Origin of the sequence: Streptomyces sp. NPDC059092, assembly GCF_042756365.1 — a bacterium.
Lineage (GTDB): Bacteria > Actinomycetota > Actinomycetes > Streptomycetales > Streptomycetaceae > Streptomyces.
In genome coordinates, this window is record NZ_JBHZEJ010000120.1 from 1 (window position 1) to 11,615 (window position 11,615).

Annotated in this window: 10 protein-coding genes; 8 read left to right on the top strand and 2 right to left on the bottom strand. The window is 71.9% G+C overall.

Annotation, left to right across the window (positions count from 1 at the left end; all coding sequences use genetic code 11):
• Nucleotides 1-65 precede the first annotated feature (65 nt).
• Together ACFXPL_RS36170 and ACFXPL_RS36175 are read left to right on the top strand one after the other, a co-directional pair.
• Nucleotides 66-209, top strand: a complete 144-nt coding sequence (locus ACFXPL_RS36170) for a hypothetical protein (protein ID WP_384927419.1) — start codon at nucleotides 66-68, stop codon at nucleotides 207-209.
• Nucleotides 210-418: 209 nt separating this feature from the next.
• Nucleotides 419-1,897, top strand: coding sequence for a UDP-N-acetylmuramoyl-L-alanyl-D-glutamate--2,6-diaminopimelate ligase (locus tag ACFXPL_RS36175; RefSeq protein WP_384927420.1), 1,479 nt, complete (start codon nucleotides 419-421; stop codon nucleotides 1,895-1,897).
• A 108-nt stretch (nucleotides 1,898-2,005) separates the two neighbouring features.
• Here ACFXPL_RS36175 and ACFXPL_RS36180 read toward each other — a convergent pair whose 3' ends face one another.
• Nucleotides 2,006-3,028 (bottom strand): alpha/beta fold hydrolase, encoded by a 1,023-nt coding sequence (locus ACFXPL_RS36180; RefSeq protein WP_384927421.1) that lies wholly within the window; start codon nucleotides 3,026-3,028, stop codon nucleotides 2,006-2,008.
• 217 nt (nucleotides 3,029-3,245) lie between these two features.
• Between ACFXPL_RS36180 and ACFXPL_RS36185 the strand changes: the two genes are divergently transcribed.
• Complete coding sequence (locus ACFXPL_RS36185; protein WP_384927422.1) at nucleotides 3,246-4,241, top strand: SDR family NAD(P)-dependent oxidoreductase; 996 nt, start codon at nucleotides 3,246-3,248, stop codon at nucleotides 4,239-4,241.
• A 127-nt stretch (nucleotides 4,242-4,368) separates the two neighbouring features.
• Here the strand turns inward: ACFXPL_RS36185 and ACFXPL_RS36190 are convergent, their stop codons facing one another.
• Entirely contained in the window at nucleotides 4,369-5,397 is a 1,029-nt protein-coding gene (locus tag ACFXPL_RS36190; protein WP_384927423.1) for a LacI family DNA-binding transcriptional regulator, read from the bottom strand.
• A gap of 271 nt (nucleotides 5,398-5,668) precedes the next feature.
• On the opposite strand from ACFXPL_RS36190, the gene ACFXPL_RS36195 reads away from it, so the two are divergent.
• From ACFXPL_RS36195 to mptB, 5 genes are all read left to right on the top strand, one after another.
• Nucleotides 5,669-6,976, top strand: a complete 1,308-nt coding sequence (locus ACFXPL_RS36195; protein WP_384927424.1) for an ABC transporter substrate-binding protein — start codon at nucleotides 5,669-5,671, stop codon at nucleotides 6,974-6,976.
• A 158-nt stretch (nucleotides 6,977-7,134) separates the two neighbouring features.
• Nucleotides 7,135-8,148 carry a carbohydrate ABC transporter permease gene (locus ACFXPL_RS36200; protein WP_384927425.1) on the top strand — a complete coding sequence of 338 codons (1,014 nt, stop codon included), beginning with the start codon at nucleotides 7,135-7,137 and terminating at the stop codon, nucleotides 8,146-8,148.
• A gap of 18 nt (nucleotides 8,149-8,166) precedes the next feature.
• A complete protein-coding gene (locus ACFXPL_RS36205) occupies nucleotides 8,167-9,093 on the top strand; it encodes a carbohydrate ABC transporter permease (protein ID WP_384927426.1) in 927 nt (308 codons plus the stop codon).
• 94 nt (nucleotides 9,094-9,187) lie between these two features.
• Nucleotides 9,188-10,636 carry a GH1 family beta-glucosidase gene (locus ACFXPL_RS36210; protein WP_384927427.1) on the top strand — a complete coding sequence of 483 codons (1,449 nt, stop codon included), beginning with the start codon at nucleotides 9,188-9,190 and terminating at the stop codon, nucleotides 10,634-10,636.
• A gap of 214 nt (nucleotides 10,637-10,850) precedes the next feature.
• Nucleotides 10,851-11,615, top strand: a 765-nt coding sequence (gene mptB, locus ACFXPL_RS36215; RefSeq protein ID WP_384927428.1) for a polyprenol phosphomannose-dependent alpha 1,6 mannosyltransferase MptB, incomplete at its 3' end; no start/stop codon positions are given.

Consider the following 11,615-nt stretch of genomic DNA (forward strand, 5'->3'; position numbering starts at 1 on the left):
GCCCGCCCCACTGCTCCGTCCTGGGCCCGGTCCCGGGAGCGCTCCTGCGGCCGTACACTCGCCCCATGGGTTGTCCACGTGGTGTGAGGGAGTGCCTGCGACGGGCCCCCTGCGCCCGGTGCGGCGCCGCCGCCCGCGCGGCGGCCACGACGCCCGGCCCCCTGGCGGCGCCCGAGGCCGCCTGTCTCGCCCTGCACGGCCACGGCTGACGAACAACGCCGGGGGCGGAGTCGCGTGACGCCGCGAGCCCGCTCACTGTCGCGCACGTGGCCGTAAGGCCTTTCGTCCGGATCCGGCCGAGGGCCGGCCGCGCCCTGTACACCACCGTCGGATCCCTTCCCTCCTGTCACCCCGTGGAACGCTGCCCTCCGGGCCGCTTCGCGGTGCCCCGCACCCCCGCCACCACGAGAGGACCCCCGTGAAGCTGAGCACGCTGCTCGCCGGGTACGACCACGAGATTCTGCGGGGCGATCCGGAGACGGCGATCACCGCGGGCCCCTGCTTCGACACGCACCGGGTCACCCCCGGTTCGCTGTTCGTCGCCGTCCCCGGCCACCGGGAGGGCGGCCCCGGGGCCATCGGAGCCGCCCTCGCGCGCGGCGCGGTGGCGGTACTCGTCGACGCGGCCTCGCCCGGCGCCGGCACGGCGGTGTGGGCGGACACGGACGTGTGTGTCGTACGGGTGGCGGACACCCGTACCGCCGCTTCCGCCGTCGCCGCGCGGTACTACGGCGAGCCGGGGCGCGGGATGGACATGGTCGCCGTCACCGGCACCAACGGGAAGACCTCGGTGTCGTACATGGTCGAGTCCGTGCTGCGGCTCGCCGAGGGCACCAGGGTCGGGGTGATCGGGACGGCGGGCAGCCGGATCGGCGACGAGCTGATCCCCATGCCCCGCTCCGTCCTGACCACGCCCGAGTCGCCCGACTTCCAGTACCTGCTGGGGCGGATGCGCGACCGGGCGGTCTCCACGGTGGTCCTGGAGGCCACCTCCATGGGCCTGTTGACACACCGGGTGGACCACGCGTACGTCGACGTCGGGATCTTCACCAACCTGACGCAGGACCACCTCGACGACCACGGCACGATGGAGAACTACCGGGACGCCAAACTCCGGCTGTTCCAGGGGCTGTGCGAGCGCGCGGTGGTCAACGCCGACGACCCGGTGGGCGCCGGGATCACCGCGCTGATGCCCGGCGCGGTGACGACGTACGCACTCGACACCGAGGCGGACTACCGGGCCACCGATCTCGCCATGGACGCCTTCGGTACCCGCTTCACCCTCCACCACGAGGGGCGCAAGTACCCGGCGGCGATCCCCGTGCCCGGCCGGTTCTCCGTCGCCAACGCGCTGGCCACCCTGGCCGCCTGCCACCTGCTCGGACACGACCTGTCCGGCCTCGTCGGAGCGCTCGACCGGATGCCGCCGGTCCCGGGGCGCTTCGAGCGGTACGAGACCCCGCGGGGCACGGCGGTCATCGTCGACTACGCGCACTCGCCGGACTCCCTGGAGAAGGTGCTCACCACGATCCGTGACTTCGCCCACGGCCGGATCATCACCGTCTTCGGCTGCGGCGGGGACCGCGACAACACCAAGCGGGCACGGATGGGGGAGATCGCCGGTACCTACTCCGACCTGTGCGTCCTCACCTCGGACAACCCCCGGGGCGAGGACCCCCTGACGATTCTTGACCAGATCACCCCCGGGCTCGCCGCGACCGGTACCCCGTTCGAGCGGCTCGCCGACCGCCGCGCGGCCATCTCCTTCGCACTGGAGGCGGCCGGGCAGGGCGACATCGTCCTGATCGCGGGCAAGGGGAGCGAGCCGTACCAGATCGTGGGGGACCGGCTCCTGCCGTTCAGCGACATGGCGACGGTGCGCGAACTCGCCGCGTAGCGGTACGGAACGGGGCCACGCCCGGACCGGGCGCGGTCGGCGCCCGCCGGCGGGCCCCGGCCGCCGCGCGACCGCCGTCCCCGGGCCGAGGCCTGGCCCGGGCGGCGGTCAGAGCGCGGCCCGCCCACCGAAGCCGCCACGGGCCGCCCCGGCGACCGCCGTGCCCAGGACCTCGGGACGGCAGGCGTACGGCAGTCCGTCCAGCGGGCGGTCGGTGCAGAAACGTGTCATCAGATCGGCGAAGTCCGGGATCCGCTCCACCGGGGCGAGATGGTCGGTCTCGTCGATGGTCAGGAACCGCGCCTCGGGCAGCGCCGCGGCCACCTCGCGCCCCATCGCGGGCGTGGTCAGCGTGTCGTGCTCGCCGGTCACCACCAGGCTCGGTACGGCGGGGACCGGCTCGGGCCGGTACCACTCGTGCCGCATCAGCCGGGTGTTGTGCTCGGCGGACTTGCCGAGCTGCTCCGGGTTCTGGCCGGCGATCTGCTGGTACACCAGCCGGGAGACGGCCGCGTGCTTGCGGACCACCCCGGTGCCGGGGGGCGACATGAAACGGTCCGCCAGTTCGCGGGCGATGGTCTCGGTCTCCCCGCGGTCGATCATGACGGCCCACCGCTCCATCGCCGCCGCGTAGTCCGTCGGGATCCGGGGGGTCATGCCCACCAGCATCAGCCGGGCGACCATCGCCGGGTAGTGCTGGGCGAACCGTACCCCGATCGCCCCGCCGAAGCAGGCGGCGACCATGTTGACGCGCGGGACGCCCAGTTCGTCGAGCAGGTGCCGGACGACGGCGGCGAGGAAGTCCACGCCGTACGCGGCGGGCAGGAAGTCGGCCGTACCGTACCCGGGCAGGTCCACCGTGATCACCTGCCCCACCGGACTCAGCCACTTCTCGTGCCGCACCCAGGAGTTACGGTCCTGGGAGGAGCCGCCCAGCACCACCACCGGCTCCGTCAGCGGGGCGTCGCGGTGCACGACGCGACAGGTGTAGCGGAACCCGTCGAACGTGAGGTTCCGCTCCTCGACCGGGCCGGCCGCTCCGCGCGCGGCCCCGTCGTACGCCTGCCCGGGGATGAGCGGGTGGGCGCGGGGCGACTCGTGGTCCTGGGCGAGAAGGGCGTCGATCGACATGGGTGACTCCAGAGCTCCGGTACGGACAAGAACGTCCCTGCCTAGCAGTTGACCCGTCCGGGCCACGCATGACTGACCCGATCGTGGGCGGGTCGCGCGCCGAAGTCCGCTGACGCGTTCGACTCCCGCGCAACCGGGCGCCCGGTGGGGTGAACCGCGCCCGGGGCCCGCCGGTGCGCTTGACTTCGAGAGCGCTCCAATTCGTAGCCTGCGTCGCATGACAACGCCACAGAATGAGTCAGCGCTCCACCGGACGCCCCAGCACGCGATCGGATCGGGGTTCGACGCCACGAGCACCGCCCGGGACGTGCTGCGCGGCATCGACCTCGACGGCGCGCTCGCCCTGGTCACCGGCGGCTACTCGGGTCTGGGCCTGGAGACCACGCGCGCGCTCGCCGGGGCCGGGGCGCGGGTCGTCGTACCGGCCCGGCGGCCCGACCTCGCGCGGAAGGAACTGGCCGGCATCGAGAACGCCGAGGTGGACGAGTTGGACCTCGCCGACCTCGACAGCGTCCGGGACTTCGCGGAACGCTTCCTCGCCACGGACCGGACACTCGACATCGTCATCAACAACGCGGGGATCATGGCCTGCCCCGAGACCCGGGTGGGCCCCGGCTGGGAGGCGCAGTTCGCGACCAACCACCTCGGCCACTACGCCCTCGTCAACCGGCTCTGGCCGGCGATCGCCAGCGGCGGGGCGCGCGTCGTCTCGGTGTCCTCCACCGGGCACCACAACTCCGCGATCCGCTGGGACGACCTCTGGTTCGAGCAGGGCTACGACAAGTGGCAGGCGTACGGCCAGGCGAAGACGGCCAACGTGCTCTTCGCCGTCCACCTCGACGAGCTGGCCAGGGAGTCCGGCGTACGGGCGTTCGCCCTGCACCCGGGCGGCATCCTCACCCCGCTCCAGCGCCACCTCGCCCGGGAGGAGATGGTCGAGGCCGGCTGGATCGACGAGGACGGCAACCCGCTCCACCCGTCGTTCAAGTCACCGGAGCAGGGCGCGGCCACCCAGGTCTGGGCGGCCACCTCGCCCCGGCTCGCGGACGCCGGCGGCGTCTACTGCGAGGACTGCGACATCGCCGAGCCCACCGCGCAGGACGGCCCGCGCACGGGCGTACGGAGCTACGCGACCGATCCCGAGCAGGCGGCGCGCCTGTGGCGCCTCTCCGCCGAGCTGACCGGGGTCGACGCGTTCGCGGCCACCGGCTGAGCGTTCCGGGGCTTCGCGGCCCCGGAAGCGCCCGTACGGGGCCTCCGCCACGCAGCGCCCGTACCGGAGCCCCGTCCCGGGCGTGTCGCCCTGCTGGGTGACACGCCCGGTGCACGCCGGCCGTGCGTCAGCCGCTCTGCCGGTGGACGAGCGTCGTCGGCAGGACGAGCTGCCGACGCGGCCGGGCGGGGTCCCTGATCTCGTCCAGCAGCAGCCGGGTGATGGTCCGCCCGATCTTCTCGGAGGGCTGGTCGACACTGGTCAGGGGCGGTACGGTGTGGCGCGCGACCATCGAGTCGTCGAAACCGATGACCGCCACGTCCTCCGGGACACGCCGGCCGCGCGCCCGCAGTTCGGTCAGCGCGCCCGCCGCCATCACATCGGACGCGGCGAAGACCGCGTCGAGATCCGGCCGGCGTTCGAGGAGTTCCCGCATGGCGGCCCGGCCGCCCTCCTCGGTGAAGTCCCCGAGAGCCACCAGGGATTCGTCCGCCGTCGCGCCCCGTTCGAGATGGGCGTCGCGCCAGCCCTGGAGCCGGCCGTCGCCGACGTCCATGTCGAGCGGCCCGGTGATCGTGGCGACCGCCGCGCACCCCCGGCCGAGCAGATGGCGTACCGCCTGCGCCGCCCCTCCGGCGTTGTCGGAGCGGACATGGCTCAGCGGTTCGGATGGGGAGCGCCGCCCCGCCAGCACCGTCGGTATCTGCAGCTTCTCCAGGAACTCCGGCAGCGCGTCGTCCTGGTGGACCGAGACGAGCAGCACCCCGTCCACCCGGTGCGCCTCCACGAACCGGGTCAGCCGGTCCCGCTCGCGCTGGTTGCGTACCAGGATCAGCAGCAACTGCATCTCGGTGTCGGCGAGTTCCGTACTCACGCCGCGGATGACGGCCGAGAAGTACGGCTCCGAGGCCAGCCGGCTCTCCGACTCGGGGATCACCAGCGCGATGCTGTCGGTCCTGCTGGTGACCAGCGAGCGCGCGGCGGGGTTCGGCACGTAGTTGAGCTCCGCGATCGCCGCCTCGACGGCCGCCCTGGCCCTCGCGCTCACGCCCGGCGCGCCGTTCACGACCCGCGACACCGTGCCGCGCCCCACGCCCGCGAGCTGGGCCACGGCTTCAAGAGTTGGCCTCCGGACTGGTGGTTTACGGCTGCTCATGACGTCTCCTGACTCTTACCCCTGGTCGGCGCCGGGGCGCTCACCAGGAGATTGTGCTGGCCGCCGGGGGATCCGGCGGCGGTCGGCCGGGGTTCGGACACATTCGCGCAACGGAACCGACTTCGACTCTTGACACGGACCTGTGTTCACCGAGAGTCTTCCACAACCCGTTGGGAGCGCTCCCATTTCGTCGTGGAGCGGGTCTCCCATTCAGCTGACCGTGAGAGCCGCAGCAGCGCCCGCCTGTGCGCCGCTGCCAGGAGGAATCCACATGGGCACTGCCCGCAGACGCTTCGGTCCCACCCTCGCATCCGTTACCTCGGTCGCGGTGTCCCTCGTCCTCGTCGCCGGCTGCGGAGGCGGCTCGGAGACGGACAAGGCGCGTACGAAGGACGGCAAGACCGTCATCAGCCTGGGCCTGTTCGGGGTCATGGGGTACAAGGAGACCGGTCTCCTCGACCGTTACATGAAGGAGAACCCGGACATCCTGATCGAGGCGGATGTGACCGGTGACGAGCAGACCTACTACACCGCGCTCCAGACCCACCTCGCCGCGGGCAGCGGCCTCAAGGACGTCCAGGGCATAGAGATCGGCCGTGCCAAGGAACTGGTGGACACCCAGGCCGACAAGTTCACCGATCTCTCCAAGACCGCGAACCTCGACCACTTCCTGCCGTGGAAGTCGAGCCAGGTCACCACCGCCGACGGCAAGCTGCTGGGGCTCGGCACGGACATCGGCCCGATGGCGGTCTGTTACCGCAAGGACCTCTTCGAGCAGGCCGGGCTGCCCACCGACCGCGAGGAGGTGGCGAAGCTGTGGGCGGGGGACTGGTCCAAGTACGTCGACACGGGACGGCAGTTCAAGGAGAAGTCCAAGGACGGCAAGGTCTCCTACATGGACACCTCCAGCGGGCTGTTCAACGCGATGATCTACGGCGGTGACAAGCAGTTCTACGACAAGGACGGCAAGCTCGTCTACAAGGACAACCCGGTCGTCAAGGACGCCTGGGCCCTCGCGACGGACGCCGCCGAGTCCGGACTGACCGCGAAGCTCCGTCAGTTCCAGCCCGGCTGGGACCCGGGCCTGTCCAACAGCACCTTCGCCACCACCGTCTGCCCGGCCTGGATGCTCGCCCACATCAGCGAGAAGGCCGGTCCGGCGAACAAGGGCAAGTGGGACGTGGCCAAGGCTCCCAAGGGCGCCAACTGGGGCGGCGCGTTCCTCGGCGTGATGGACAAGAGCCCGGTCAAGAAGGAGGCGGAGAAGCTCGTCGCGTGGCTGACCGCGCCCGAGCAGCAGGCGTACATCTTCGAGAAGCTCGGCAACTTCCCGTCGTCGAAGACGGCGATCGACATGCCCGCGGTCTCCTCGGGAACCTCCCCGTACTTCAGTGACGCGCCGATCGGCCAGATCTTCGGTGCCGCGGCCAAGGAGATCCCGGACGAGCAGATCCTCGGGCGCAAGGACGGCAGCATCAAGGACACCTTCTCGGCGGGGATCCAGCTCGTCGAGCAGGGCAAGAAGCCGGACGAGGCGTGGAAGACCACGGACGAGCGCATCGAGAAGCTGGCGCGCTGACGCCGGCCGGCCCTGCCGGCCGTGCCGTTCCCGGCCTGAGGTGACCCGGGCCGCCCTGCTCCGACCCTCCTGCCCGGTCCGGCGGCCGGTGTGTGCTCGCACCCACCGGCCGCCTGGCCGGGCCCGCCCCACCGATCACTCCACGGAAGGAAGCCCGCGTGGCCACCTCCACCCCGGCAGCCCCCACCGGCGGGCAGCCGCACCCCGCGTCAGCCGGTCCCCCCGCGAAGGGCGGCGCCGGCGGCGGGGCGCCCCGGCAGTCGCGGCGCAACCTTCTGCACCGCCTGGACCTCGGGGCGGTGCCGTACGGCTTCATCGCCCCGTTCTTCCTGATCTTCGCCGCCTTCGGGCTCTACCCGCTCCTCTACACCTTCTGGATCTCGCTGCACCGCGTCGAGCTGTCCACGATGGACACCATGGAGTGGCGGGGGCTCGCCAACTTCACGGAGCTGTTCGAGGACGACCGCTTCTGGAACGCGCTGGCCAACACCTTCACCATCGGGGTCATCTCCACCGTCCCGCAGCTGCTGATGGCCCTCGGACTCGCGCATCTGCTCAACTACCGGCTGCGCGGCTCGGTGTTCTTCCGGGTCGCCGTCCTGACCCCGTACGCGACGTCGATCGGCGCCGCCGCCCTCGTCTTCACCATGCTCTTCGAGCGCGACTTCGGCATGATCAACTGGGGTCTCGGGCTGTTCGGCATCGACCACGTCGACTGGGAGAGCCAGAAGTGGCCCGCGCAGTTCGCCATCTCCACCATCGTGATCTGGCGCTGGACCGGCTACAACGCCCTGCTCTACCTCGCCTCCATGCAGGCCATACCGAAGGACCTGTACGAGGCCGCCGCCATCGACGGCGCGTCCCGCTGGCAGCAGTTCCGTACCGTCACCGTCCCGGGCATCAGCGCGACGATCATCTTCACGATCGTGCTCTCCACGATCGGCGCGACCCAGCTCTTCGGCGAACCGCTGATCTTCGGCCAGGGCCCCAACGGCATCAGCGGCGGCGCCGACAACCAGTACCAGACGCTGGGCCTGCTGCTCTACGAAGAGGGCTGGAAGAACTACCAGATGGGGCGGGCCTCGGCGATCGCGTGGGCCATGTTCCTCATCCTCATCCTCGTCTTCGTCCTCCAGCGTGCCATCGCCCGCTTCTCGTCCCGTACGTCCTGACCAGGGAGCAGCACCCCCATGACCACCGACATCGCACAGGTCCGGGCGGGCGTACACGACCGGACCGCCCCTCCGCAGGCCCCCGTTCAGCGCCGGTTCGGCCGGATCCTGCGGCCGGGAGCCGGGCGCCAGCACCACGCGGGACCCCTCGCGTACGTCCTGCTCGGGTTCGCCGCGCTGGTCTCCCTCTTCCCGCTGTACTGGACGATGGTGGCCGCGTCGACGGACAACACCCGGGTCTCCCAGACGCCGCCGCCGTTCCTGCCGGGGCCGAACCTGTTCAAGAACCTCGGGACGGCGTGGTCGGACGCCGCGATGGGCCGGGCGATGGTCAACAGCCTGATCGTCGCCGGGGTGATCGCCCTCTCGACCGTCTTCTTCGCCACCCTGGCCGGCTTCGCCTTCGCCAAGCTCCGCTTCAAGGGCCGCAACATCCTGCTGATGCTGGTCATCGGCACGATGATGGTGCCGCCACAGCTCGGTGTCGTACCGCTGTTCATGATGATGGCCGACCTCGGCTGGGGGCAGCAGCTCCCGTCCGTCATCTTCCCGACGCTGGTGAGCGCCGTCGGGGTGTTCTTCATGCGCCAGTACCTGAAGGAAGCCCTGCCCGACGAACTCATCGAGGCGGGACGCCTCGACGGGGCCCACTCGCTGCGGATCTTCTGGTCCATCGTGCTGCCGATCGCCCGGCCCCCGATGGCGGTCCTTTTCATGATCACCTTCGTGCACGCCTGGAACGACTTCTTCTGGCCCTTCATCGCGCTGGACATGACCAACCCGACCGTGCCGGTCGCCCTCACGCAGCTCAGCGCGGGCTATGTCCGCGACCAGTCGGTGATCATGGCCGGCGCGCTCCTCGGCACCCTGCCGCTACTGGCGATGTTCCTCGTCTTCGGCCGGCAGATCGTCGGCGGCATCATGCAGGGCGCGGTCAAGGGCTGACGCCCCCTCACCCAGCCGTGCGAGGCTCTCCCGCCCGCGCCTCCCCCCATCCATCCGACGCACCACACCGTTCGATCTCTGCGGAAGGACCCTCGTGGCCACCTCAGCACCTCTCACCGGGCGAGCCCTGGACCCTGCGGCACCCCTGAGCTTCCCGCCCGACTTCCTCTGGGGCACCGCGACCGCCGCGTACCAGATCGAAGGAGCCGCCCAGGAGGACGGCCGTACCCCCTCCATCTGGGACGTCTACTCCCACACGCCGGGCAGGGTGCGCAACGGCGACACCGGCGACATCGCCACCGACCACTACCACCGCTGGCCCGAGGACATCGAGATCATGTCCGCCCTCGGGGTCTCCGCCTACCGCTTCTCCGTCTCCTGGCCGCGCGTCCAGCCCACCGGCACCGGCCCCGCGTCCCAGAAGGGACTCGACTTCTACCGGCGGCTCACCGACGCGCTGCTCGCCAAGGGCATCGAGCCCGTCGTCACGCTCTACCACTGGGACCTGCCCCAGCACCTGGAGGACGCGGGCGGCTGGCCGGAGCGGGACACCGCGTTCCGCTTCGCCGAGTACGCGGGCCTCGTGGCCGACGCCCTGGGCGACCGGGTGAAGGCCTGGACCACCCTCAACGAGCCCTGGTGCAGCGCCTTCCTCGGCTACGGCTCCGGCGTCCACGCCCCCGGCCGTACCGACCCCGCCGACGCGCTGCGCGCCGCGCACCACCTCAACCTCGGCCACGGGCTCGCCGTCGCGGCGCTGCGGGAGCGGCTGCCGGCCGGAGCCCAGGTCTCGGTCACCCTCAACCTGCACCACGTACGCCCGCTCACCGGGAGCGCGGCCGACCGCGACGCCGCCCGCCGGATCGACGGCACCGCCAACCGGATCTTCACCGGTCCCATGCTGGACGGCGCCTACCCCGCCGATGTCATCGAGGACACCAAGTCCGTCACCGACTGGTCCTTCGTCCAGGACGGCGACACGGCCCGGATCCACCAGCCGCTCGACTTCCTGGGCGTCAACTACTACTCGCCCACCCTCGTCTCCCACCACGACGGACCGCCCGTCCACGGCGCCGACGGGCACGGCGCGAGCGACCACAGCCCCTGGCCGGGCGCCGCCCACGTCGCCTTCCACCAGACCCCCGGCGACCGGACGGCCATGGGCTGGACGATCGACCCGAGCGGGTTGTACGAACTGCTCCTGCGGGTACGGGACGACCACCCCGCGCTGCCCCTGGTGATCACCGAGAACGGCTCGGCCTTCGACGACTACGCGGGGCCGGAGGGCGAGGTCCGCGACCCGGAACGGATCGCCTACCTCCATGACCACCTCACGGCCGTCCACCGGGCGATCGAGGCGGGGGCGGACGTCCGCGGCTACTTCCTCTGGTCGCTGCTCGACAACTTCGAGTGGGGGTACGGCTACAGCAAGCGTTTCGGCGCGGTGTACGTGGACTACGCGACCCAGCGCCGTATCCCCAAGTCCAGCGCGCACTGGTACGCGAAGCTCACGCGCGACGGGACGCTGCCGCCGCGCGCCTGATCGCGGGCGGTGTTCCCGGACGGGGCGGACACCGGGCACTCGGGCGCCCGGCGTCCGCCCCGTCCGGGCCGCCGGGCGCCGCCGGCTGGTCCGGGCGGCGGCTTCAGGCGGTCGCCGGCCCGGACGCGCGGCTTCAGGCGGTGGCCAGCCGGCTGCCACCGGGACGTGGCGCCTGCGTCGCCTGTCGGCCACCCCCTCCTGCGAGCCTCCACAGATGCTCGCCCTGAACGCCGATGTCAACCCGGACCGGTGCCGGATCGTGGGGCTCGTGGGAACCGTCGCGATCACCGCCGGCGGACTGACCGCGGGCGCCCTGCCCTTCCGCGACACGCCGCCCGCCACCTCGGGCCGGGGCGCCCTGGGCCTGCTGTGCGCGTACTTCGGCCTCGTCCTGCTGATCGCTGCCTGGTGGTGGCTGGGCCGCGCGGTGCGCTCCGCGCGCCCGCCCGCGCCCCGTGAACTGCTGACCACCCTGGCCGTATGGTCGGCGCCGCTGCTGCTCGGACCGCCCCTGTTCAGCCGCGACGTGTACAGCTATCTCGCGCAGGGCGCCATGGTCGACGCGCGGATCGACGTCTACACCCACGGGCCCGCGCTGCTCGGCGGACCGCTCGCCGCCGAGGTCGCGCCCGTATGGCTGCACACCCCGGCGCCGTACGGCCCGGTCTTCCTGGCCGTCGCCGCCCGGGCCGCCGACCTCGTCCCGGCCGGACTCGCCCCCACCGACGTCTCCGCCGCCGTCCTCGGCATGCGCCTGGTCGCGCTCCTCGGCGTCGGCCTGATGGCCCTCTGCCTGCCGCCGCTCGCCGACCGCTGCGGCGTCCCGCGGTCCGCCGCGCTCTGGCTCGGCGCGCTCAACCCGCTCGTCCTGCTCCACCTGGTCGCCGGAGCCCACAACGACGCCCTGATGCTCGGGCTGCTCGGCGCGGGGCTGGTCGTGGCGCTCGGTCCGGTCCCGCGGGCGGGGCCCGGCCCCGCC

What these genes read in the sequence shown, in the direction of transcription:
- ACFXPL_RS36170 (WP_384927419.1), top strand. Translation starts at nt 66, where the DNA reads ATGGGTTGTCCACGTGGTGTGAGGGAGTGCCTGCGACGGGCCCCCTGC.
- ACFXPL_RS36180 (WP_384927421.1), bottom strand. Translation starts at nt 3,028, where the DNA reads ATGTCGATCGACGCCCTTCTCGCCCAGGACCACGAGTCGCCCCGCGCC.
- ACFXPL_RS36185 (WP_384927422.1), top strand. Translation starts at nt 3,246, where the DNA reads ATGACAACGCCACAGAATGAGTCAGCGCTCCACCGGACGCCCCAGCAC.
- ACFXPL_RS36190 (WP_384927423.1), bottom strand. Translation starts at nt 5,397, where the DNA reads ATGAGCAGCCGTAAACCACCAGTCCGGAGGCCAACTCTTGAAGCCGTG.
- ACFXPL_RS36195 (WP_384927424.1), top strand. Translation starts at nt 5,669, where the DNA reads ATGGGCACTGCCCGCAGACGCTTCGGTCCCACCCTCGCATCCGTTACC.
- ACFXPL_RS36205 (WP_384927426.1), top strand. Translation starts at nt 8,167, where the DNA reads ATGACCACCGACATCGCACAGGTCCGGGCGGGCGTACACGACCGGACC.